Origin of the sequence: Vibrio sp. MarTm2, assembly GCF_027587055.1 — a bacterium.
In the GTDB taxonomy this organism is placed as follows: domain Bacteria; phylum Pseudomonadota; class Gammaproteobacteria; order Enterobacterales; family Vibrionaceae; genus Vibrio; species Vibrio sinaloensis_D.
In genome coordinates this window covers 465,359-488,056 of the sequence record NZ_JAPPTK010000002.1, presented here as the reverse complement: position 1 = coordinate 488,056, position 22,698 = coordinate 465,359, and the positions used below count along the sequence as shown (strand labels likewise).

Genomic DNA, 22,698 nt, shown 5'->3' with positions numbered 1-22,698 from the left:
GCATATCAAATGCGCACATACAGGCTTTGATTTAGTGAAACCTATTTTAAACATTGTTGCCCTACTAGCGATATTCTCATCACTAGTTTTCACTCAGAGTGCTTTGGCAAAATCTCAGTCGCTTGGTTTAAAGCCAATCGTTATTTATAAATCAAAGCCAAATCCACAAAGCTTTCTTGGATTGATAGAAAAAGGGCTTGATAAAACGGACAAGCTGTTAGGGATTGAAACGACACGCAAGATCATCACAAAAAAAGAGAGTTATACAGCGTCGATAATTAGCGCGGTAAAAGCTGGATACGACCCAATCATATCCGTTTATGCGACGAGTACACCTCAACTAAGTAACGTGATGAAAGCCTATCCAGGCACGCGATTCGTCCTTTACGATATCAGTTTCGATATCGCTAATAGCCTGGGAATATTATTTGACAGCAGTCATGCTGCATACATTTTAGGCTACCTTGCCGGTTCGAAAACCGAATCAGGAAAAGTGGGCTTTATTGGCGGCATAGACAACCCAGCAGTTGAGAACTTTCGGTGTGGTTTTGAGCTTGGGTTACACGACGCAAACCCAAATGCGGCGCTCAATAGCGAATATGTCGGGACAACATCTGATGCGTGGCTAAACAGCACTAAAGCTGAGGAAATCGCAGAGGGCTTAATTGAGCAAGGGATAGATGTTCTATTTCCAGTAGCAGGTTTTGCAAGCCAAGGTGTGTATAAAGCAGCAAGTGAGAACAGCATCACCACCTTTGGTGTAGACACCAACCAAAATGATGCTTATTCGCACGTTGTTATGGCATCTATGCTCAAGCACGTTGACGATGCGACATTTGCGGTGATGAAACAGCTTTACCTTGGGATATGGAATAGCAATCACAAACACTTTGGAACCTCTCAAAATATGGTTGAGATTATTCTAAATCCAGAGCACCAAGCCGTTCGTGAAGAGGACAAAGTGTTGTTAGAACAACTGAGCAATAAGATGAAAATGACCTCGAGTGGGCCTTTAAAAGCGCTTAACCGGAACTGTAGCAGACACTTCTAATGAAACGACTAACACACAAGATTATTTTCTACTACACGATCTTTACCTTACTCCCTCTTACTGTTCTTGGAACGATTGGTTTTGTTTTCTACTACCAAACCAACCTAAAGTCTCTTAACCACCAGTTTTATGAGGTTATCGAGTCACAAACTTTAAATGCAGTGCACGCCGCTACTGAGCTCGATACTGAAATGGCGCAACAAGTCGCGATACACATTTCCCATGTAGAACATGTCACCAAAGTGACGTTAACTTCTTCCGTATATGACCTGGTTCTGTCCGAGGTGGTCTCCACTACCGACTCAGCAGAGACGGAACAGTTCAAATTCCCTCTGTATGATCATCTTCACAATAAAGTCGGATCTATTTTGGTTGAAAAAAACACCGATGCGATCGGAAAAAGCGAAGTTGCCGCCATTCTTCCTTTCGCCATGTTGTTTGTTCTTTCATTTTTAATTCTTGGCTTTTTGTTTAGTCGCAAAGTTTTAGCTCTACTCAGCAAACCATTTTATGACGCACAGCGATACGGCTATCTGATGGCAAAAGGGGAAATAAACGTTGCACCACCAGAGCACCAATATGTGGAGTTCAGTGCCCTATTCGCTTCAATAGATAACCTTAGAGAACGACTGCTCGATAATATAAACGAACTCAAAAAAAGTGAGCAGCGATTAAACACAAGCTATAACCTCACTCAGGTCTGCCAGTTTGTCGTAGACACAAAGAACAAAACTATCGTCCGTTCTAACAACGAGTTCAAACGGCATTTTGGCAGTACGTCTGACGACGTGAATGACCTGCAACTTAGCCTAATTATGCGCATTGCAAATGACCAGATTCGAAACGGAAAGTACTTCCAAGTCAGTACATTGCAAGGCGAACGGTCATTTCACTTTAATACAACTGACAGTGATGATTTTATCGTTGAGTGCTCAGCCCTTGATGTAACCTCTCTTATTGCAACCAAACGTGAGCTAGAGACGCAGCTTATCACTGACTCACTGACGAAGATTGGCAATCGCGTAGGATTTAATCGACACATCGAAAAGCTAGAAAGGGCTCCAAACCAAGCGGTCTACTTTGTAATGGTAGACTTAAATGGGTTTAAACCTATTAATGACACCTATGGGCACAGTGCTGGGGACTTTTTGTTAAAAGAGATTGCGTCTCGGCTTCATGAGCAAGCAAACTCAAATACAAAAGTTTATCGCCTAGGAGGGGATGAATTTGTTCTTATTTGTGAACAGGCGTTTAACTCAGATGACGCTACTAAACTTGCAAAAAGCCTTGTTGCAACAATAAGCTCACCGATTGAATATAGGGGTTCGTTACTTCATGTGTCTGCCAGCATTGGTATTGCGTCTAAGCCTAAAAATTATAAGGATATATCCGCAATCATTCACAACGCCGATCTAGCCATGTATGAAGCGAAAGAAAAGCAAACTGGTTGGGAAATAAGTCGTCATGATTTAGCTAGTGAATCTTAATTAACGGTTTGTATTCTCAGATTCGCATCGATAACTTCATAGCTCATGAGGTAATTATTCTCATCTCTAAATATACTGTTATCCATATTTAGACCATCTACCTCAATATTTGTCCAATCGGCAAACGTCGCACTGAAATCCCGCATATTATAAGGCCGTCGAATAATCTTTGTCATATCCTTTCTTTTTTTACTGTCAAATAAGAAAAAGGGAATCTCAACGGATGAAGTTGATATCCTCCCGTTAGTATCATGAATATAGTAAGGGGGGGCATCGATAGATCTCAAACCGTGATCAGAGAAATATATCATCTGGTAGGCGAGATTACTTTGGTCAAGAATAAACCTTAGTTCCAACAAAAAGTCAAAACTAGCCTTGATTGAATTGTCGTAACAATCTAACTGTTTCGGTCTATTCGTTTCTATCGGTTTGGCTATTGAGTCGAATCTAGAACAAAAATCACTATGAGAACCCATGGTGTTAATGAATACAACTCTGTTTTTCTCACTAGGCTTTGACACAATGCGTTCAAATATTGGCAGCAAGACAGAATCTGGCCGCGAAGACAAATAATCTAAGCTTGTGTATATAACATGATTCGCTTCTGATGCTAGTTTAGATACTTGCGTATCAAAAATACCGTACTTCGCCTGATTTGACAGCCAATACGTTTCTAGGCCAGCCTGATTGGCAAGAGCGATAATGTTCTTACCCGGTTGATATATCGCTGCACTCTCATTCTTTGATAACATTCTAGGAACAGAAAGACGGGTAACCACCGAGGGGGCAATCACACCATCATATACCGTTAATCCACTAACATCCTTCATAGTCGGCAGTTTGTACCCGTATATACTAAAATGCGATTTTAGTGCCGACTCACCAATGACAACCACATAAATCTCATTGTTATTAGAAGCGTTGGCATAGTTAATTCGATTCCAACTCTCACCGTTGTTAGAATTATGGTAGTTGAGAATATTGTAGAAAACATATAAAGAAGAAAGCGGTTGAGAAAATGGATTAGTATCTAGTAATCTGATTATCATCAAATCATTTTCTCCTAAGCCATATTCTGAAAACGTATACTTCAAGTCAGAATCAATATTTTTTGCAAAGTGCGCTACATAAACAATTGAGACAAGGAAGGTTAATAGCATTACCACATAGTGTTTTTTTCTTACTGCTACAAAATTTGCACTGTAAACAGAAAAAACTAACACAACGAAAAAGAAACAAATTAAGTTAACAGTTCCTAAAGAGCTTATAAACTCGATACTTTCCTGATAGTTACTTTCGTATAATGCACCGATAACTCCGACTGTGAAGCCGCCATAATATAGCTTCGCAAAAACTAACAGTCCCACATAGAAAAACAGTAGTGCAGACATCAATAACGGAAGCTTGGTTTTCCGCCCCAAATATAAGATCGTTAAAACAGTAAAATAGAATGAAAAAAGTGATATCAGTAGATGTTCATTACTCCAGCAGAGGATTACCCCAATAAATAAAAGGATAATATTCAACGAAAGCAGAGCAAGCAAAGATAGCAAACGAAAGACCTGTTAGATTGAGGTAGGAAAATACTTAATGTTTAGATACTTGAGAAAATGCCCAGTAAACATCTCTCCGGGCATGGTCCATTGGCAGTTTCTACCACTGGTATAGTGGTCACAACTAAAGTGTGGAAATTTCAACACGTCGATTGAGCTTTCTATTCTCATCACTCATATTGTCGACGAATGGTTTCGTTTCACCATAACTGGTTGTAGTCACGCGTTTTGGATCCACTCCTTGGCCTATCAAATAGTCTTCTACCGACTTAGACCTTTTTAGACCCAGTGAAAAGTTATAGCCAGCATCCCCAACGTTATCCGTGTGACCAGCCAACTCAAGGTTAGAGGGGCTTGATTCAACCATTCTGATAACCCGCGTCAGTACATATTCCGACTGCTGTGTCAGTGTTGATTGATCGAAGTTAAAATAGACTCTGGCGATCACTTCCGGATCATTAGAAAGTCGGACTTCGGAGTTAGTTAGAAGGTATTCTGTACAGTTTAGGGAAAGACCAATTGCTTTTAATTCTTCTTTCAACCAAGCCATCTCGGGAGCTACTTCTCCTTGCCTGACAATTTGTTGAAAACCACCTTGGTGAGTCATCACTTGTATACTTTGCCCAACTTTCATAGAGTGCTCAAACTCCAACCCGTCTTGATTACAATATAATGCAAGAGGGTCATGGTTTTCCTGGGCAAAACCATGAAAAGAAACAAGGCAAAGAGATGTTGCAATAACAGTTCGCATAGTAATCATTTTAATTCGCTTAATATCATTTTAAGTGACCAATTTCTTCTGTAATAAGCTCAAGAATCTTATTGAGTATATCGTCTCGATTTTGTGCTTTATAGACATTTTCTGCGCCAACACAATCTCTAAGAGCACGGTTATCATTTACATCATAGTCAAACCCTACAACTGCCAAGCGCGCTTTGATACTCGCCCCGCTAGCGGTAGTGCCCTGGTTTAACCCACGCCGAATCTCATCACACATACCATACGCGACAAGGTTCGAGTGATAAGTTCTATGTTCTCTCCAATCATCCCCATCAGAAAGTACGATTAGCAGTCGCCGCGGATTTTTGCCTTTTCTGAGCATTTGTGCACCACGCATAATGCCTTGGTATGAAGCGGTGCCGTGATTTGGGCGAAAATCGCGTACATTTAAATTCAAGTTACTATAATTGGTCGTCAAGGGAATATCTCTAAACGAAGCGCCTCCCGACTCACCGACGCAATGTGAACTACCTTTTTCTACCCATAAGTTGGAGACTGTTCTTGCGTAGTTGATGCCTCCCCATAAGTTCCCGTACAGTTGGCTCATCCAACAACGGCTTCCGTTACCGTTTCGTTTCGTTCTGGTGTAAAAGTTAAACGCCGTGATTCCGACCGTATTGTCGTCCGTATTATTAAGATCGTTAAATTTCTGCAACTCGTCAGTTACCAATTTAATAATATTTCTAAGATCAACATATTTGGCATTACTCCCGCCACGCCAAGGGTCTTTCATCGATCCCGAATAATCAGCAACAAAAACGATATCAACAGCCTCGCTTTGATACTTGCGAGCAACAGCTGCGCCTTTTGCAGAGAAAGTATCTCCGAACCCTTCTATCGAATCGTTTCCTGGGAACCAGGTATCCTGAACGCTAGAAACTTCAATCTCGTATTGGAAGAAACGAGGTTCACCGCGTGCCAAGCCCGCTCTACATTCAGCGATTTGGTCACAATTGTATTTTTTAACTTTTAAACCTGTGAGCTGTGTAGAATCACGCAAATAAGCGTTTAAATAATCGGTGGCAATCTGGCGATTAACCCGGCTTCCTGAGCCTGCTCCCTGTGAGTCCACGTTGTCATCGTTGTGAGCTGCAATGGCAAGCACTGCGATTTCCGAGGCATCTTCAATACGCGCCTTAGTTTGCAACGCACGTGCTCCATCAGTCGCGAGTGTAAATATCCCAAAGAGCCCTGGTATGATCATAGCAAATAGCAGAGCAGCATGACCGGATTGCTTTTTGATCTTTCTCATATTGCTACCTACCTATAATGACCGCATCTGAAGAGACTAACTTAAAGTCTTTACCCAAAATGTCGCCTATCCAATTATCAGTCTCATAACACAAGGTCACACGATAAAGGGTGGCTTGGCGATCCCAAGATGTAATGACAGATAGATGGCGTAAATCACTCAACCTATTGCTTAACGTGCATACATTTGGACCAAACGAAAAAGTGGTAGATGGATTTGGCGAACCATTCGATGCAAATGTCAGCTCCTCAACTACGACTCGATACTTAGTGTTGTCAAATGAGGATCCTCCCATTCGTTCAAGAGAGCCTTGAGAAATCACATAGAGTTGACGCGCTTCGCTGCTGTTAATTCGATACTCTTCATCATAAAGTTGGGTACGCTCTTTAAGAATATTAACCATCGAATACGAAAGGCGGTCAAGCTTGCCTTTCAAAGACAGTTTCATCACCAGATCTCCACTGAAGACGAGTAGAATGCTAAAGAACAAGCCAACGATGGCGAACTCAACACTAAAAGTGCCCCGTTGTTTACGAGGCGATGATTTAGAAGGCATCCCGTTCGTACTCCTGCACTACAATCACCTCACGGCTTACCAGATTCGAGGTATCTATGAAAAAGGTGAAGATAGAGTTGAAATCGTAGTCAACACGATAAATAGCCATCGCACTATTCGCTGCTATCCCGCACTCAGCAAAAGTATCGCCATCGGGCACTTCGCACGGATTCACATTGGTTAGATCGGCAACCTTGCGTATATAGTTTACCGACATACGAAAATTCGATTCATCGACAACCCCAGACCAAAGGGCGTTGCTATCGTCAATGACACTAGAAAAAGACTGTTTATAGTTTCCTTTCGAGACTTTCGCCGAACGTGCTGCTTCAGAAATGGCTAAGTCAGATATAGCGCTAACATAAGAGAGGTAACTCATTTCTACCCACGCCATACACATAAGCCAAAAAGCCATAAACCCAAGAGCAAACTCTATACTCGCAATGCCTCTTTGATAAAACGATCGCACTTTTTTTATCATTGCAGTGTCTTCTCTTCGTTTTGTTTTAAGAGCTCAGGGTTCACTTGGCTAGTAGGCTCACTGTTTCTTAGTGCTGCAAAATGGTTAAATGCCTCTTCTTCCGTTACTTCAGGACCAAGCATAGTTTTCACGTAATCAAAATTCCCCAACTTTGCCAACGCTAACATCAGGTTTGCTTGAACTTGAGCATCTGCTTTATCATTAGTGTAAATAGGCATCAAACGCTGTACCGCATCTAGATAGTGGCCTTCAATTATATCCAATACAGCTAGGTTGTTTTTGACCGTTATATCATCATAGAAATTACTACGTGCGTGATTAAACATCATTCTCGCACGGTTATAATCTCCGTTTGCCGAGTACAATAAACCCGCCATATTTTGAATTTCAGCGTTTTTGGGGTCTATTTCTTTTGCCTTTTCGATGTCTCGAAGACCTTGTTCAAATTCTCCCAGTTCGTATAAGCTGTTGGCATTTAACAACAATGCCTCAGCAGATATCTTTTTTTGTGCCATCAGAGGTTTCAGGATAAATAGTGCAGAATCCGCATCTTTAATTTTAAGGTAGCTTCTTGCTAACTTGATTCGTACTTCTTCTGTATCTCTGACACTGAGTTGAGATTTATAGTAACCAACGAGCTCATTGTAGTTCTGAGCCTGTAAAAGCAACGCCTCTTTATTCAGAGAGCGATCATCAGAGTTTGTGGTCGCGCATCCGACTAAAAAAACAACGAGTAAAAAACAACTTAATTTAGACATTGGACATCATCCTCAGAATACCCGGTGCTGCAATGAGAATAACAATTGGCATCATTATAAATAGGATCAAAGGTACCGACATTTTCGCGGCCAACTTACCGATTTTTTCTTCTAAAGTAAGCATCTGTACGTCACGTATGTCGCCAGCAAGCGTAGTAAGCACACCATAAATGGAAGACCCGTATTGGAGGCTTTGTTTCAAGGTCATAACAAAGCTACGCATTTCACTGGAAGGAATGTCTTCGTAGAGCTCGTCCAAAGCTTTTTGCATACCAACCAATCGAGCGCGATCATTCGTTTTTTTGAGCAGCCCAGCTAATTCCTTGTCGAAACCAACCATCTCCTTTGACAAATAGTTCATCGCTGACTCAATCGTCATACCTGTTTGTACACATACAGCCAACAGGTCGAGCAGGTAAGGTAACTGACCAGATACTCGAGATACCCTTGCCTTACCTCTGCCATCCAGAAGTGCATCAGGGACCACAATACAAATAATTAACCATGTGGCCATAAACGCGATTAATGTCGGTGTAGAAATTGCGCTTTTAATCGAATAGATATATATCGCAGCACAGCCTAACATCAACGCCCCATATTTTAGGGGCATATAAAGGGCAACCCATTTACTTTTCGATGATATGCCAGCACGCTTAAACTTGTCGTTTATTTCCTGGTTGCTGTGTTCTACTGCTGGTTTCGCCACCTTCTCAGACATAAACTCGACAAAGCCAGCCATCCGATTCGAGTCAGATTTTAAAGAAAGCTGGTTTAAAAACATCTTTCGCTTAGTCAGACGAAAAATAACAAGTGCGATTAACAAAACACCTAAAAAAACCGCGCATAACTGAAGGAAGACATAAAGTTGCGGTGAGATATCCATTAGCGAACCCCTCTCATGAGTCCCCAAACGATGCTGATTCCTATCGCTTCACTGATCAGCATATAATACAAAATCGGCTGACCTTTAGGGTGGTTCATCACAAAGTCATAGTTCTCTGGGCTCAGGTACTGCAACATAAATAGAAAGAAAAAAGGGATAGCGGCAACAATTTTTGCTGACGTTCGAGCTTCCGATGTTAACGCGTATTTCTTCTTCTCGATGGCTCTTGCGTCAAACATTAGCCTGTTGAGTCTTGTAATCACGTCTTTCAACTGGCCACCACGTTGCATATTTGCTCTCAGGGTGATGACGAAAAATTGGAAAGATCGATAAGGGAAACGGTTACAAGATTTCCTAAATACCGTATCTGGCGACTCCCCCATTTGTAGCCTTTCACCCATGCGTTTGAACTCTTCGCCTACACTGCCTTCTAACGACTTGCCGACAAAGATAATTGAGTGCATCAAACTTTCACCAGAACTAACAGCACTGGCAAGCATGTTAAGAGCGTCTGGAAAGGCCATTTCAAACTCTTTTTGCTGACGACTCTCGAGTATCGTCAAACCAGAAAATATACCGACCATCTGCCCTATCACTAGTGCATACAGAGGATTGACTCTGATGAAGGTGTTGTTCGCATAGAAACTAACCAGAGCGACGACCAGACAATAAGCCAATACTTTAAGTAGCGCAAACGCCCCTAGTTGCATTTTGATATTGCGTACTCTACGTTGGATTTTCTGGCGGAAGGTTTCACCTGTCAGACTATTGAGGTTGACGGCTTTGTGGTCTTCATCCATGGAGTTGACGTACATCGTTCTATTTAGCTGTTCGAGGTACTCATTCTCTTTGCGCTTTGAGGGCCAAAACGCAATGATGAATAAAACACCTCCGAGAATGAGAGCAAGCCAGAAGATCATATCGCTTCTCTAGCAGCAAATAGCTGACTCAATTGTGCATCTAAGCCGAAAAATTTCGCTTTCTCAACGAGTACAGAGCGCTGCATTAAGCCAGCAGTCATAAAGTTTCCGCGCACTTTACCATCATCCCCTTGCATCTGATTCGGAACAAAGCGGAATATCTCTTCAAGTACAACACTTTGTCCTTCTAGACCAACAACTTCGGATATACTCATCACTTTACGAGAGCCATCATGCAGGCGGCTAATCTGAATGACCAAGTCAACCGCACTAACAATGTTCCGACGGATTGCCTCAAGCGGTAGGTTGTTGGTGGCCATCATAACCATCGCTTCAACACGTGCTAACGCATCACGGGGCGTGTTGGCGTGGAGGGTCGACATTGAGCCATCGTGACCAGTGTTCATTGCTTGAAGCATTTCAAACGCTTCTCCACCACGACACTCACCGACAATGATTCTGTCTGGTCGCATACGAAGTGAGTTGATCACAAGATCACGCTGGTCAATCGCACCAGTTCCTTCAATACCGGAGGTACGCGTCTCTAATCGTACAACATGTGGTTGTTGTAGCTTAAGTTCGGCGGCATCTTCGATCGTTACGATACGTTCTTTTTCGGAAATAAACTGGGAAAGGGCATTCAGCATGGTTGTTTTACCCGAGCCCGTCCCCCCTGAGATAAGTATATTTAAGCGACAACGTGCAGCAATCATAAGTAACTTGGCCATTTCCGGGCTCATCGCACCGAACTCAACCAGTGCATCGAAGCTCAAGCTGCCCTTTTTAAACTTACGAATTGAAATCGAAGTGCCATCAATCGCAATAGGTGGGATAACAATGTTTACACGGCTGCCATCTGGCAAACGCGCATCACAAGTTGGTGAAGAATCGTCGACACGACGTCCAACACGTGCGGCGATACGTTTCGCTATCTGAATCAACTGATCTTCGTCGATAAAGGTAACTTCTGACTTCTCAACCAAGCCATTTCGTTCGACGAAAACGTTATCACACCCGTTAATCATGATGTCACTGATGGACTCGTCTTCCATAAGTGACTGCATCGGACCTAAACCATGGATTTCGTTGACGAGGCTTTGAACATAATCGGCTTTCACAATAGATGGCACTGACCACCCTTGTCGTTCAATCAAAAGCTCGACAGCTTCAGCTAACTGTTTACTCAACTGCTCTTTAGATAAAACGGTGACCGCTTCGCTATCTAAAGCCTCAAAAATTTGGCTGCGAATAGCAATGAAAATTGACTTAGAGTGATCCATTATTTACGGCTCCTCTTAAACAACTTACTCAACACACCAACTTTTCCGATCTCATGTTTTTCGCCCAATAGTGCTGCAGTAATCTGTTTTATGCTTTTACTAATTGGTAGCTTTAGTTCATGAAGGTGTTTTCCTTCAAGAAGCGCTTTGCTCATTTGTCCATCATAAGGACACATTACATCGATAGGCCTGCGAAGATACTTCTCGATCTCTTCTTCTGTCACCGTCGCGTGCTTTTCGGGACTCGTGTGGTTAATTACCACTATGATTCGAGCTCTAGTTTCTAACTCTTTTAATTGGGAGACTATCCGGCTGGCGTCGCGAAGGCATGCAACTGTCGGCTTCAATACCAATACAATCGCATCGCACTCTTTTGCACTGTACTCTAAATCTTGCTTACAGTTTACTGAGCACGAGAGATCTTCAATCAAAAAATTAGTTTGCTCTGAAAGTTCATCAGACAAAGTTCTTACGTATTCCTTCATCTGAATTTCGTTGAGATCTTTTGACTGAACAGAGAGTATAGACAGCATTGGCGTGATCTTTTGCGTCATGTTAAGCGCATACGAGGTGTCCAAGTTGGCAGTTAAAGCTCCTGGTGGTATGTCTTTTTTCTCGAACTTCTTAAGGCCAAGCAGTATGTCTAGGTTGCCCCCGACAAAGTCGTGATCAATCACAACACAAGAACTGTTTTTCTTACTCGAGAGTTCACAAGCAATCTCAGCAACGAGCAGTGAATTACCAACGCCACCACTCGCTCCCCAAAACGCGACTTTTTTTGCTTCTCGCGCCTTACCCAAACCAGCATTTCTCTGACGGTTATCAGAAACGTTTTTGACGAAATCTATCAGTTCTTGCTTACTTACAGGCCAGAACAGGTAATAGAAACCCATCTCCTTAAGATTTCGAATCGTCGAAATCGCATCTTCACTTCCGACCACGATCACTGACGCAGAATTTGGCAACAAATGACTGATACGTCGCATATCTTCTGTGACATTGTTGCTTTCATTCAGCTCAACAATAACAATCTCTAGCGCACTACTACGCGCATACTTCTTTATTACTTCGTCGTCGTTTTCTAATAGTTTAGGGACAGCAAGGCCTTCAAAAGTGAACGCTTCTTCAACTAATTTTCTACAGACCTCTGTTTGATAAAACAGGACAGAAGACAGCCCTTGCGTTTCAGGCTCTTTGGATTCAGAAGGCTTTAATAGTTCAACAAGATCTAACATTTACTACTCATCCATGTCGTTGTATTGCGCTTTATTATCGACCATTTTTTCGGGGTGCTGTAATGAATGCCAACGATTCCCTTCAACAAAACAGTCATGTGTCGTAAAGTCGAATCGATTGACTTGGGCACCTTCACATCTTGGTACAAGCACTTGGTATTGCTGCAATGATAACGTCAGGTTGAACGGGCCTATACCGTTTGATTGTTCTGCTACATGGATATTTTGAGGATCGATACCTTGCTGTAAAAGCATTTTCTTTGTTTTCAATACATGCTCTTTAGCCAGTTCAGAAGACCATGTAAAAAATAGCTGCTCAGTTTGCACCTTTTCACGATGCGTATCGAGATACTCGTTCACTTGTTTATCGACTTTATCACGGTTCGTTTTATCTACTTTCGCTTTAAAGGTATAGGTCACTGGGACCAAATCTACTGAAATACCATTTCGCTCTGCTACACGTTCAGCACAACCAAAAAGTAACACACTCGACATTAGCACAACCAATAAACTTCTCATTTCTTGAAGCCTCCAGCCTGCAGTACTTCTTCCGCCCAAGCCTTACTTGCTGGCGTATAGCTGTACTCGACATTAAAAAATCTTTGCATGGTCGTTGTTCGTTTCATCGTCGGTAGTTGGATTTGCGAAGGATTAACTGGTTTAACTAGGTTTACCGTCGCGACAATAACAAGCTCTGTTTTATTTCGGACTGTTTCTGTATGTCTAAATAACGCGCCTAAAATGGGGACATCACCAATAAACGGAACTCGGCTTAGCGACTCGCGATCCTCGGTACTTAACAAGCCACCTAACACGAAACTCTGACCATCACCCAACTCTACGGTTGTGCGAGCACGACGTGTTTTCAGTGCAGGTAGGCTATAGCGGTCATTTTGATACTGGGTATCTAACGAGCTGACCTCAGGCATTAGTGATAGCTTGATCTTGTCGTCTTGCAAAACTTTCGCCATCATCTCTAGTCGAATACCGAATTCTTTGAACAGAACGTTGGTTCCACCATCGACTACCGTCACCACAGGGATTTCCCCACCAACCAAAAAGCTAGCGGTCTCTCCCGATATGACCGATAAATTCGGCTCGGCTAATACTTGCCCTACTGCATCATCACCAATTGCTGATATCACAGACACAATATCCGAGGCACTGAAATTGATTAGTTGGTCGACAAAAGTTCCTGGCATAAATGTATCTTGTCCGACTGTGCCATACTTAACACCAAACTGCTCGAGAAAGGACTGTGACACTTCGGCAATCGATAATTTTACATTGACCTGCTTTGTTGTAGAAACTTCAATATTGTTAACGATGCCCTTGTAGTGACGTCTAGTCATGAACTCCATCTCGTAGGTGTTATCGCCTAGATCCCACTCAATCTTATAATCCTCATATTCTTTGTTAAGAAGTTCACCCACAAGAATATTTATCTCATCACGAATTTTTTCACTGGGTACTTTGCCAGCAAGCACAACCTGCTCACCCAAGTTGTATATTGAGATACTGACATCAGGGTAACGAATTTGAACCTGTTGCTGGATATGAATAAGACTTTGATTTACTACGAGCTTTCGGCTGATTATCGTCTCAGAGTTATCATCGAACGCGAGCAACGAAACTGTACCCACTTTCTTACCAAAGATTACCAACTTATTCTTATCAACCACTTGATAGTCAGCAATTTGAGGGTCTGAGATAAAAACTGATGCTATTTCAGCCTTGGTATTGATTGCTTTTGCCTCCCCCTCTCCAAGGTTCATCAAAACCTGCGCGAAGGTGATACTGCTCCACATAGCAATGAAAATAGCAACGCTCGCTCTAACTAAATACATTATTGTCGTTTTCCCTACTTAATGGTTACAGCATCAGCTCGATATTCAATCACTGATTTAAATCCCGGTAATACGTCACCAGCATCAGCACTAAGGTCCGCAGGGCGATAATTCCCTACAGATTTGTGAACTTCCAGTGTCGCAATCTGCTTCGCGACACTCAATATAGAAACTTGTTTTCTATCAAGTTCTAGTATTAGATGAGTCTCCAATGCGACATCTTCACCGGTCGCTTCTTTGGCATCTGATTGATCGACGCGCAACACTTTGACGCCCATCAATACAGGCGATATTGAAATTGCCTTGCCTCGTGCAGAAACAGAAGCCCCTACTTCTATAGATGCCGCATTACCGGGCACCGTCAACGCCAAAATATCAATATAACTACTGGCTCTTATTACCCCACCTATAACCGCTTCGGGGGAAACCTTTAGTGGATATGGAACATACCCGTCAGCAAGCGTTAAATCTAAATATTCTGGTGAATTAGGCGCAACAATATCGGTTGGATACAGCAAGCTACCTTCGGCCATATCAGAGCGATAAATGGAACCTAGCGGGTATTCGAACAACATGTCTTCCGTAATTCCCTGAAGGGCCGCGTCGTCTTCTTGGATTTTTAGTACTTGCAAGTGTTCCGGACGCACAACGTCGGTAGCAGAGACTTGGCTTCTAACTTGCCAGACGGAATAGAATTTGAGTGGTTGAGCCGTTTGTGGGCTGCTGGAGTCTGTGGGGCGTGTTAAGTTACCCGCTAATCCATAAAGACCAAAGATGATGGCTAAAACGGCGACAGCGAGAATAAGTTTTGTGCGCATGTTAAATTCCTAAATTGAAGCACCTATGCCAAACACACCACTTAACACAATTGGTATCGCAAAGGGCAGCCCGTCATGGACAATACTTATAGGCTTAAATTTTTTAATTAGTATGTAGACTAGCGCCTCGAGCCCACCCAGCAGCATAAGAATCACTCCGACTAAGAGTAAAAAATCGGGCTGAATAAGCAGTGAGAATACACATATCAATTTTATGTCACCAGCACCAAACACTCCTAACCGCCAGAGAAGTAAGCCAGGTATAAATAGCATCAGTGCAGTAGAAGGATATATTTGTGAACCGTTTATGAAAGCAGAGCTAAGTAACACACATCCCAGTGACAAAACACTATTGTTGGAAACTAATCGGAAACGATAGTCGCGCCAACATATAAATAGACAAATGGTGGCTAGTATTAGCCACCACACAAAACTCAAGTAGTTACTCAAGCTACTAAGAGTTTGCTTTGTCGATGTTGCCTGAAATTTTTGTGATAGCACCTGTTAATGCTGTTTTTAGGTCGCTGTTAAAAACAGCAAGCACGATTGCAGATACAGCTACACCGATGATTGCGTATTCAATTGCAGTGACACCGCGTTGATCGTTTTTAAATGAATAAAGAGCGCATTGAGCAGCAACAAAAGCTTTAGTTAACATGATATTTTTCCTTTACTAGAACTATTGCATATATTTTTGTAACAATATATGCATCAAAGATGTACGCATTCTATATAAGTGAATGCGAAGTGACAAACAATTACTGACACTTATTTTACATAATAAAATAAACAACAATTACAGTGTAACACTAATTGATAGTGATTTATGTGACGTAATTTGTTTTGGTTAAGCATGCTTATTCACAAAAAATGAACATTTTGACATAAAACACATCTTTACTTACTCTTGTACAATATAGTTGACTTAACATGTACTCACTCAGAAGTTAGCAAGGTCAAAAAATCTCACTTTTGAAACATCAAACTTGGAAAAGAGCCCCTTAGTTACTTTTTAGTGCGAAATAACCAAGATTATATTTTAGGGCTAGTATGTAAATTCCATCACTTTCAAGCTGGCTTCTGAATCGATGTCCTTAAACTCTGGCGGATTATCAATACGTTGGACAAAGCGCAAACTCGGTGCTTCTTCTCTCATGCTGTCTATCAAGAAGTCGCAACTTACTTGAGGAGAGTTTACACATGCCAACACTCTACCGTCTGAAGTAAGCAGTTCAGGTAGGCGTCTTAATATTCTTTTATAATCTTTCGTTAGGGCGAAACTCCCCTTTTGAAATGAAGGCGGGTCTATGATGATTAAGTCATAGGGACCAAGCTTGCGAATTTTCCCCCATGACCGGAAGATGTCATAGCCAAGAAAACTCACGCTGTTTAGGTTGTGTCCGTTTAGCTTGTGGTTTTCACGCCCTTTTGAAAGAGAGCTCCTCGACATATCGACATTTACAACCTTGTCTGCTCCACCTTCTACAGCGGCGACAGAGAACCCACAGGTATAAGCGAACAAGTTGAGTACGTTTTTGTTTTGCGCATGCTCTCTTACCCAATCCCGCCCAAAGCGCATATCAAGAAACAGACCAAAATTTTGATTGCGTCCAATGTTGAGTTGATATTTGATTCCAGATTCAATAACTACTGGGTTGCTCTCCAGTTCACCGATAAGCACTTCAGAAGGAGCCCCTTCCTTGTATCGATACTGTATGACGATTGAGCGTCCAGCTGTTGAACGCCACAACTCTGAAGTCGCCAGGGCAAGCAAGCCACACTTTAATTCTTCAACAAAGAGTGCATCTCCCTCTTTAAACAAAGCAACAATCAGCTGTCCGTTTACCCAGTCACAGGTAATTTGCTCTAAACCAGAGAAGCAGCGTCCTCGCCCATGAAACAGGCGTCTTACTTCGTTTGGAGCATCGGTTAATCGCTGCGTAAGCTGTTCAAAGAAGACAGGCAATTGATTTGATTGCATTGGTAGTGGAATTACATTTTGATCTTCGGCCATGACAGCTCCCAAGGCTTGAGCCAGGATTCAATCGCCTGACTCGTTGTTTCATCTCTCCATTTAGTGCCAAGCTCAGTACTCTCTCTTGGGTCACTAATGAACTTATATTCTTCATTTAGATAATTAAAGCGCAAAGCAAAAGCATGCAAGTAGCCTCTATCGGCTTTACATGATGCGTTGTAAATCGCGTCTCCAACAATCGCGGAACCAACCGACTTCAAGGCAACTCTGATTTGGTGCGTCTTGCCAGTGTGAGGCTTGCACAATAAAAGGCGTTCTCCCTGACCACTAGCAGTCGAGAAAAACTGGGTTATAGCAGGATTGTCTCGCCGATTGATAAGTTTCCAGGCAGAACGCCTTGAACGTTCCATATCGCCAATCACTGCGCCCTGCTTTTTCTTTGGTTTACTACTGCCAATAGCTAGGTAGTATTTCTCAATTTCTCTGTCAGAAAAGAGTGTTGCCAAGGCACTCGCCGCTTTGGAACTTCTTGCGAGCAATAACAAACCTGATGTCATTTTGTCCAAACGGTGGACAAGATACAACTTAGGGTCACCCGTCTTGGCTGCAACTTCTTGGAGTAGCATGGTCTCGCCTTCGTCTTTATGCACAGACACGTTTGGGTGTTTAATGACGACAATAAAATCTGGGTGGGTATAAAGGATATCAAACATACGACTGGCTCCACTTAGGACGCAAGAGTATACCTACAATCCGAGTGAAAGCCAGTAGCGAGAAAGTGAGGTTAACTCAATTTAAACTTGCCAACGAGGGATTCAAGTTCCAATACTTTTGCGTTCAACCCATTGACGTTATGTGAGCTGTTGTTCGCAAGCTGTAGCGAGCGCTCCGAAATGTCACTGATTGCCGTGATGTCAGCGGCTATCTCTTTGGTTACAGCTGTCTGTTCTTCCGCCGCAGTCGCAATAGAATTAACCATCGCCTGAACGTTGGCAGCACCTGATACAATTTCATCCAAAGCACTCACTGCACCAGAGCTTCGCTCGACACCGATTTCTACTAGCTGACAGTTTTCTACAGTGTAGGTAACAGCCTCTTGAGTGCCTGATTGAATTTGTTGGATGATTCCGCCTACCTCTTGTGTCGCTTTCGTTGTGCGCTCTGCCAACGCTCGAACTTCGTCCGCTACAACGGCGAAGCCGCGGCCGAACTCTCCAGCACGCGCGGCTTCAATGGCCGCGTTTAACGCCAATAAGTTTGTTTGTTCTGCGATTTCTTCAATTACTCGAATAACCGAACCAATTTGCTCGCTATGCGTCCCGAGTTCATTCATTTGCTTTGACATCTCTGTCATTTGCACGCTGACTTGCTGTATCGACGCGACCATTTCATTGATTACTTTACGCCCCGACTCAGCGTTTCCTTCAGAACGCTGCGCTTCCTCGAAAGTCGCGTTACCTTGCTGTGCCACTTCTGAAATCGTCAAACTCAACTCTTCTGCGGCAGTGGCAATCAGATTAGCTTTATCGGCTTGGGATGAAGCTCCACTTACAATGTCTTGGCTTACATCGGAAAGCTCTTTGGTTACCACTTTCACTTCATCTGCAACGGCGGATATACTACCAATCAGGGTTGTTAAAGAGGCTTGCATCTGGTTGATTGAACCGGCTAGATTAGAGAGCTCATCACCTGAGTTATCGACTATATCCTCCGTGGTTAAGTCGCCATTCGCCACTTTCTGAGCAACTGAATCAAGTTTAGATAAACGAGTTGTAATGGAATGAGATAGCCAATATGCCACTACGCACGTTAGCACCAAGGCAACAATAAAGAGTGTGATGATTGTCGTTTCAATCGTGTAGAATGAATCTGTGAGTGCCAACAGCGCTGCATCAGTTTCTACTACCTCGGTCGACGATGCTTCATCTAAATACGCTTCTATCGGCGATAAGTAAGTCTCATATAATTGCCGAAGTTGGGCAATTTGTTTATTCAACTGCTCTTTGTTACCGAGCAAAGGGACGATTTCTCGCTCAAAACCTTGTGTAAAACCAGACATCAAACGCTCAATCTTTTCAACTCGTTGATAATCCGCCCCTCCTCTAACCTCAAGGTTTTTTACTACGTTTATCGCGTCAGCAAATTCTTGTTTGTTGGTTCGATAGTCATTGATAGCACCAGGGACACCGGTAATAGCTCCGGTCGCATCACGGTAGACATCACCGGCTTCATCAATAAGAACAAGATAACCGACAACTTCTGGTACATCATCCGTACGAATCTCGTGAGCAACTGCGTGTGACCGAGTGACTTCAGCCCATATCGTTGCGGCCATAATCGTCATGATTGCTAAAACACAACCAAAACCTGCATACATTTTTTTACGAACAGACCACTTCACAAAGCACCTTCCAATTTATTGCTAATATCGTTCTGTATCGGCACTAATTATCGATAACTTTAATAAAAGTAGCTGACAGAAACGAAAAAACCTCCCAATTGGGAGGTTTTTGATTCGTTCTTTCTTAGCGTTATAGTTTCTTCGAGAAAATACCAGCTAAAGCAATGATACCGATACCAAGCAGCATGATTTCACCTTTGCCGCTATCAAAGCCAGACTTAATGCCCATGAACGCAACGATTGCGATTGCAACTGGAATTACGTACTTAACTAAGTTGTACCATAGACCGAATAGTGGGAAAGATACTTTGCCGTCGTTAGTAATTTCTTTCTCAAGCTCTGCGCGAGATAGACGCCAGCCAGCAAAGATACACACTAACATACCGCCAACCGCTAGGAAGATCTTATCTGTCAGTAGGTCGAAGATATCAAACGCGCCAGTACCGAATAGTGTTGGACCAACACCGCCAAGCGATAGTGATGCGAACACACATAGTGTCGCCATAACAACACTTGAAGAGATTACCGCAGTTGAACGCTTCATGCCTTTTTCATCGATTAGGTAAGACACCACAACTTCTAGAAGAGATACTGAAGAAGTTAGAGCCGCGACTGTTAAACCGATGAAGAACATTAGAGCGAATAGAAGACCAATTACGCCACCCATTTCCGCAAATAGCTGAGGAACAACGACGAATACTAGACCAGGGCCCGCTGCTGGCTCCATACCAAATGCGAACATTGCAGGGAACATTGCAACACCAGCTAGGATAGCAACACCTGTATCCATCGCAGTAACCATACCTGTCGTCTGAACTAGGTTCTCTTTCTTCTTAAGGTAAGAACCGTATGTCATCATACAGCCCATACCAAGTGATAGAGAGAAGAATGCTTGACCTAGCGCCGCTAGTACAACATTACTGTCTACTTTAGAGAAATCAGGCATGAACAAGAATTCTAGACCTGCCATTGCACCTGGCAGCATTAAACCTTTCACTGATACAACAATCAGAATCAGGAATAATAAAGGCATTAGAACCTTACCTGCTTTCTCGATACCACCAGAGATACCTTTCATAACAATTACGATGTTAAGGAATAGGTATACAGCCATCCACATAAGTGGCTGAACTGGATCAGAGATAAAGCCACCAAAGCTGTCACCGATCGCTTCAGGTGTGCTTAGTAGACCGCCGCCTACTTTGAAGATGTAAGCTAGTGCCCAGCCACCTACTACAGGGTAGAAACCCATAATAAGTAGACCACTTAATACTCCCATAACACCGGTAAACGTCCAACGACGGTCAGTCGATTTGAACGCACCTACTGCTGATAGACCTGTCTTACGACCAATCGTGAATTCGGTAAGCATGACGCTAAAGCCGATAAAGATGACAAAAAGAAGGTAGATAGCAACGAATGCACCACCGCCACTTTCACCTGCCGTATAAGGAAACTTCCAAATGTTACCAAGACCAACAGCAGAACCTGCTGCAGCCATAACGAAGCCTAATTTAGACCCCCACGTATCACGGGGCTTTGAACTTGAACTAGTAGCCACGATTTACTCCATTAAAATCATTTTATAAGTTGTGTTTGCTTCTGTTAGGCGTCTTTAAAAGTGGGTGTATATATTTTTTTACACTAATTAGAATTTTGAGTGACGCTAACGTTGTAGCAAGTAAAGCAGTTTAAAAGTAAAATTGAAACCCCGAAAAGTACATTTCTTCACCACAAATGTAATTATTGTGTTTAAATGCTGATTTTTTACACAATAGCAAGCTCTACCCACTAGATTTAACACTCCTCTAACACAAATCCTCTTTTTGTAAACTTTGCAACACTCTCTTAATTCAACCCAGTTTGTTGTTGTGACTATGACTATGGCAGATTACTATTAAGTCGCTCGATATGTGTTCTAGGTAGTTGAATGGACAAGTTTTATCACTTTCTAACCCTTGCCGGGATCGTGTTTTACTGGATTCTTGTGGCCGGTGTAACGATTCGCGTGGTATTAAAACGGCGTGCTGTTAGTGTTTCCCTTGCTTGGTTGATGATCATCTATATCATCCCGATCGTTGGTGTTGCCTGCTACTTCCTGTTTGGAGAACTGAACTTGGGCAGGAAGCGAGCCGAGAGAGCGAAGCTTATGTTTGCTCCCTTCGAGCAATGGTTTTCTAGTTTGAATGAATGCCATGCGCATGCACCAGAGAGTTTTGGCCGCCATATCTACCGAATCGATGAACTTTGTAATAATCGTCTAGGCTTGCCTGCATTAAGCGGCAACACTCTTTCTCTGCAAAGTTCACCCAACGAGATCCTCCATTCCGTCATTCAAGATATTGAAACGGCAAAATCAAGCATCCACATGGTCTTCTATATCTGGCACCCGGGCGGCCTTGTTGATGCCGTCTCCGCTTCTCTGATTAAAGCAGCTAAACGTGGAGTTAAAGTTAGACTCTTACTCGACTCTGCAGGTAGCCCGCGTTTCTTTCGAAGCGAATGGTACAAGATGATGAAATCTGCTGGCATAGAGGTAGTGCAAGCGCTAGAAGTCAGCCCTTGGCGTATTTTTCTTCGCCGCCTCGATCTTCGGCAGCACAGAAAAATCATCGTTATCGACGATAACATTGGTTACACGGGATCGATGAATATGGTTGACCCTGCCTTTTTTAAACAAAGTAGCGGTGTTGGCCAGTGGATAGACATTATGGTTCGCTTGACCGGACCGACCGTGAACGTCCTATCCGCCATTCACGGTTGGGACTGGGAGGTCGAAACAGGAAACCGTAGGCTACCCAAACTGCCTGAATGCAGAATTAATCCCGAAGAACCGCAACACCCTGTTCAAGTTGTGCCATCTGGACCGGGAATGCCAGAGCATCTGATCTCTCAAGTGCTTACATTGGCGATCAACCAAGCGAATCAGTCGGTGCGGATCACCACGCCGTACTTTGTCCCGAGCTCCGATTTACTTGAAACGCTTAAAATGACCGCTCAGCGGGGTATCAAAGTCGAGCTAATCATTCCACATAAGAACGATTCAATCATGGTTCAATGGGCATCGCGCGCCTTCTATACCGAACTGATGCAGGCAGGTGTTGAGATCTACGAATTCTATGGCGGTCTTCTGCATACAAAATCGGTCGTGATCGACGAACAATTTTGCCTAGTTGGCACCGTAAACATCGATATGCGTAGCTTATGGCTCAATTTCGAGCTGACACTGGCTATTGACGACGAGTCATTTACCAAAGAAATGTTCTGGCTACAAAACAGCTACATGCAGGAGTCGCATCGAGTCAGTTTGAAACAATGGCAGAAGCGCTCATTGTACTCACGTTTTCTTGAGCGAGTCTTTTACTTGTTTAATCCCCTGCTCTAGCCCTTGCTTATTGAGTGTTGTCATGTTTTAAATAG

Annotated in this window: 22 protein-coding genes; 3 read left to right on the top strand and 19 right to left on the bottom strand. The window is 42.9% G+C overall.

Annotated features, from left to right (window positions below; genetic code table 11):
- Nucleotides 1–34 precede the first annotated feature (34 nt).
- Complete coding sequence (locus OH458_RS06655; protein WP_269977697.1) at nucleotides 35–1,051, top strand: BMP family ABC transporter substrate-binding protein; 1,017 nt, start codon at nucleotides 35–37, stop codon at nucleotides 1,049–1,051.
- Nucleotides 1,051–2,538, top strand: a complete 1,488-nt coding sequence (locus tag OH458_RS06650) for a GGDEF domain-containing protein (protein WP_269977696.1) — start codon at nucleotides 1,051–1,053, stop codon at nucleotides 2,536–2,538. The genes OH458_RS06655 and OH458_RS06650 overlap by 1 nt, the downstream gene beginning before the upstream one ends.
- On the opposite strand, the gene OH458_RS06645 is transcribed toward OH458_RS06650, so the two are convergent.
- From OH458_RS06645 to OH458_RS06560, 19 genes are all read right to left on the bottom strand, one after another.
- Nucleotides 2,535–3,929, bottom strand: coding sequence for a phosphoethanolamine transferase (locus OH458_RS06645; protein WP_269977695.1), 1,395 nt, complete (start codon nucleotides 3,927–3,929; stop codon nucleotides 2,535–2,537). The two genes, OH458_RS06650 and OH458_RS06645, sit on opposite strands and share 4 nt — an antisense overlap.
- A 286-nt stretch (nucleotides 3,930–4,215) precedes the next feature.
- Entirely contained in the window at nucleotides 4,216–4,842 is a 627-nt protein-coding gene (locus OH458_RS06640; RefSeq protein ID WP_269977694.1) for an OmpA family protein, read from the bottom strand.
- A gap of 25 nt (nucleotides 4,843–4,867) precedes the next feature.
- Complete coding sequence (locus tag OH458_RS06635; protein WP_269977693.1) at nucleotides 4,868–6,124, bottom strand: TadE/TadG family type IV pilus assembly protein; 1,257 nt, start codon at nucleotides 6,122–6,124, stop codon at nucleotides 4,868–4,870.
- A 4-nt stretch (nucleotides 6,125–6,128) separates the two neighbouring features.
- The gene (tadF, locus tag OH458_RS06630) at nucleotides 6,129–6,680 is read right to left on the bottom strand and encodes a tight adherence pilus pseudopilin TadF (protein WP_269977692.1); all 552 of its coding nucleotides are present in this window, start codon (nucleotides 6,678–6,680) and stop codon (nucleotides 6,129–6,131) included.
- On the bottom strand, nucleotides 6,670–7,161 hold the full coding sequence (locus OH458_RS06625) for a TadE/TadG family type IV pilus assembly protein (RefSeq protein WP_269977691.1): 492 nt from the start codon (nucleotides 7,159–7,161) through the stop codon (nucleotides 6,670–6,672). The genes tadF and OH458_RS06625 overlap by 11 nt, the downstream gene beginning before the upstream one ends.
- Nucleotides 7,158–7,919: a tetratricopeptide repeat protein gene (locus OH458_RS06620; RefSeq protein WP_269977690.1), complete on the bottom strand. Its 762-nt coding sequence runs from the start codon at nucleotides 7,917–7,919 to the stop codon at nucleotides 7,158–7,160. Before OH458_RS06620 ends, OH458_RS06625 begins: the two co-directional genes overlap by 4 nt.
- Nucleotides 7,912–8,802, bottom strand: coding sequence for a type II secretion system F family protein (locus OH458_RS06615; protein ID WP_052297953.1), 891 nt, complete (start codon nucleotides 8,800–8,802; stop codon nucleotides 7,912–7,914). The genes OH458_RS06620 and OH458_RS06615 overlap by 8 nt, the downstream gene beginning before the upstream one ends.
- Entirely contained in the window at nucleotides 8,802–9,722 is a 921-nt protein-coding gene (locus tag OH458_RS06610; RefSeq protein ID WP_269977689.1) for a type II secretion system F family protein, read from the bottom strand. The genes OH458_RS06615 and OH458_RS06610 overlap by 1 nt, the downstream gene beginning before the upstream one ends.
- Nucleotides 9,719–11,002, bottom strand: coding sequence for a CpaF family protein (locus OH458_RS06605; RefSeq protein WP_269977688.1), 1,284 nt, complete (start codon nucleotides 11,000–11,002; stop codon nucleotides 9,719–9,721). Before OH458_RS06605 ends, OH458_RS06610 begins: the two co-directional genes overlap by 4 nt.
- Nucleotides 11,002–12,237, bottom strand: a complete 1,236-nt coding sequence (locus OH458_RS06600; RefSeq protein WP_269977687.1) for an AAA family ATPase — start codon at nucleotides 12,235–12,237, stop codon at nucleotides 11,002–11,004. Before OH458_RS06600 ends, OH458_RS06605 begins: the two co-directional genes overlap by 1 nt.
- A 3-nt stretch (nucleotides 12,238–12,240) precedes the next feature.
- Entirely contained in the window at nucleotides 12,241–12,756 is a 516-nt protein-coding gene (locus OH458_RS06595) for a hypothetical protein (RefSeq protein ID WP_269977686.1), read from the bottom strand.
- On the bottom strand, nucleotides 12,753–14,045 hold the full coding sequence (locus OH458_RS06590; protein ID WP_443088498.1) for a type II and III secretion system protein family protein: 1,293 nt from the start codon (nucleotides 14,043–14,045) through the stop codon (nucleotides 12,753–12,755). Before OH458_RS06590 ends, OH458_RS06595 begins: the two co-directional genes overlap by 4 nt.
- Before the next feature lie 53 nt (nucleotides 14,046–14,098).
- The gene (cpaB, locus tag OH458_RS06585) at nucleotides 14,099–14,902 is read right to left on the bottom strand and encodes a Flp pilus assembly protein CpaB (RefSeq protein WP_269977684.1); all 804 of its coding nucleotides are present in this window, start codon (nucleotides 14,900–14,902) and stop codon (nucleotides 14,099–14,101) included.
- Between the two features lie 9 nt (nucleotides 14,903–14,911).
- The gene (locus tag OH458_RS22135; protein ID WP_443088497.1) at nucleotides 14,912–15,331 is read right to left on the bottom strand and encodes a prepilin peptidase; all 420 of its coding nucleotides are present in this window, start codon (nucleotides 15,329–15,331) and stop codon (nucleotides 14,912–14,914) included.
- A gap of 25 nt (nucleotides 15,332–15,356) precedes the next feature.
- Nucleotides 15,357–15,560, bottom strand: a complete 204-nt coding sequence (locus OH458_RS06580; RefSeq protein WP_269977683.1) for a Flp family type IVb pilin — start codon at nucleotides 15,558–15,560, stop codon at nucleotides 15,357–15,359.
- Nucleotides 15,561–15,947: 387 nt separating this feature from the next.
- Nucleotides 15,948–16,883 (bottom strand): class I SAM-dependent methyltransferase, encoded by a 936-nt coding sequence (locus OH458_RS06575; RefSeq protein WP_269977846.1) that lies wholly within the window; start codon nucleotides 16,881–16,883, stop codon nucleotides 15,948–15,950.
- A gap of 11 nt (nucleotides 16,884–16,894) precedes the next feature.
- Nucleotides 16,895–17,590, bottom strand: coding sequence for a TIGR01621 family pseudouridine synthase (locus tag OH458_RS06570; RefSeq protein WP_269977682.1), 696 nt, complete (start codon nucleotides 17,588–17,590; stop codon nucleotides 16,895–16,897).
- Between the two features lie 71 nt (nucleotides 17,591–17,661).
- Nucleotides 17,662–19,278 carry a methyl-accepting chemotaxis protein gene (locus tag OH458_RS06565; protein WP_269977681.1) on the bottom strand — a complete coding sequence of 539 codons (1,617 nt, stop codon included), beginning with the start codon at nucleotides 19,276–19,278 and terminating at the stop codon, nucleotides 17,662–17,664.
- A 130-nt stretch (nucleotides 19,279–19,408) separates the two neighbouring features.
- Nucleotides 19,409–20,842 carry a sodium-dependent transporter gene (locus OH458_RS06560; protein ID WP_411572118.1) on the bottom strand — a complete coding sequence of 478 codons (1,434 nt, stop codon included), beginning with the start codon at nucleotides 20,840–20,842 and terminating at the stop codon, nucleotides 19,409–19,411.
- 366 nt (nucleotides 20,843–21,208) lie between these two features.
- On the opposite strand from OH458_RS06560, the gene cls reads away from it, so the two are divergent.
- A complete protein-coding gene (gene cls, locus OH458_RS06555) occupies nucleotides 21,209–22,663 on the top strand; it encodes a cardiolipin synthase (RefSeq protein WP_269977680.1) in 1,455 nt (484 codons plus the stop codon).
- Nucleotides 22,664–22,698: the final 35 nt, after the last annotated feature.

Bases quoted from the DNA above. Each gene is read 5' to 3' on its own strand.
- OH458_RS06595 (WP_269977686.1), bottom strand. From the start codon at position 12,756: ATGAGAAGTTTATTGGTTGTGCTAATGTCGAGTGTGTTACTTTTTGGT.
- cls (WP_269977680.1), top strand. From the start codon at position 21,209: ATGGACAAGTTTTATCACTTTCTAACCCTTGCCGGGATCGTGTTTTAC.
- OH458_RS06605 (WP_269977688.1), bottom strand. From the start codon at position 11,002: ATGGATCACTCTAAGTCAATTTTCATTGCTATTCGCAGCCAAATTTTT.
- cpaB (WP_269977684.1), bottom strand. From the start codon at position 14,902: ATGCGCACAAAACTTATTCTCGCTGTCGCCGTTTTAGCCATCATCTTT.
- OH458_RS06610 (WP_269977689.1), bottom strand. From the start codon at position 9,722: ATGATCTTCTGGCTTGCTCTCATTCTCGGAGGTGTTTTATTCATCATT.
- OH458_RS06650 (WP_269977696.1), top strand. From the start codon at position 1,051: ATGAAACGACTAACACACAAGATTATTTTCTACTACACGATCTTTACC.
- tadF (WP_269977692.1), bottom strand. From the start codon at position 6,680: ATGCCTTCTAAATCATCGCCTCGTAAACAACGGGGCACTTTTAGTGTT.
- OH458_RS06635 (WP_269977693.1), bottom strand. From the start codon at position 6,124: ATGAGAAAGATCAAAAAGCAATCCGGTCATGCTGCTCTGCTATTTGCT.
- OH458_RS06600 (WP_269977687.1), bottom strand. From the start codon at position 12,237: ATGTTAGATCTTGTTGAACTATTAAAGCCTTCTGAATCCAAAGAGCCT.
- OH458_RS06590 (WP_443088498.1), bottom strand. From the start codon at position 14,045: ATGTGGAGCAGTATCACCTTCGCGCAGGTTTTGATGAACCTTGGAGAG.
- OH458_RS06615 (WP_052297953.1), bottom strand. From the start codon at position 8,802: ATGGATATCTCACCGCAACTTTATGTCTTCCTTCAGTTATGCGCGGTT.
- OH458_RS06580 (WP_269977683.1), bottom strand. From the start codon at position 15,560: ATGTTAACTAAAGCTTTTGTTGCTGCTCAATGCGCTCTTTATTCATTT.
- OH458_RS06625 (WP_269977691.1), bottom strand. From the start codon at position 7,161: ATGATAAAAAAAGTGCGATCGTTTTATCAAAGAGGCATTGCGAGTATA.
- OH458_RS06575 (WP_269977846.1), bottom strand. From the start codon at position 16,883: ATGCAATCAAATCAATTGCCTGTCTTCTTTGAACAGCTTACGCAGCGA.
- OH458_RS06620 (WP_269977690.1), bottom strand. From the start codon at position 7,919: ATGTCTAAATTAAGTTGTTTTTTACTCGTTGTTTTTTTAGTCGGATGC.
- OH458_RS06645 (WP_269977695.1), bottom strand. From the start codon at position 3,929: ATGTCTGCACTACTGTTTTTCTATGTGGGACTGTTAGTTTTTGCGAAG.
- OH458_RS06640 (WP_269977694.1), bottom strand. From the start codon at position 4,842: ATGCGAACTGTTATTGCAACATCTCTTTGCCTTGTTTCTTTTCATGGT.
- OH458_RS06570 (WP_269977682.1), bottom strand. From the start codon at position 17,590: ATGTTTGATATCCTTTATACCCACCCAGATTTTATTGTCGTCATTAAA.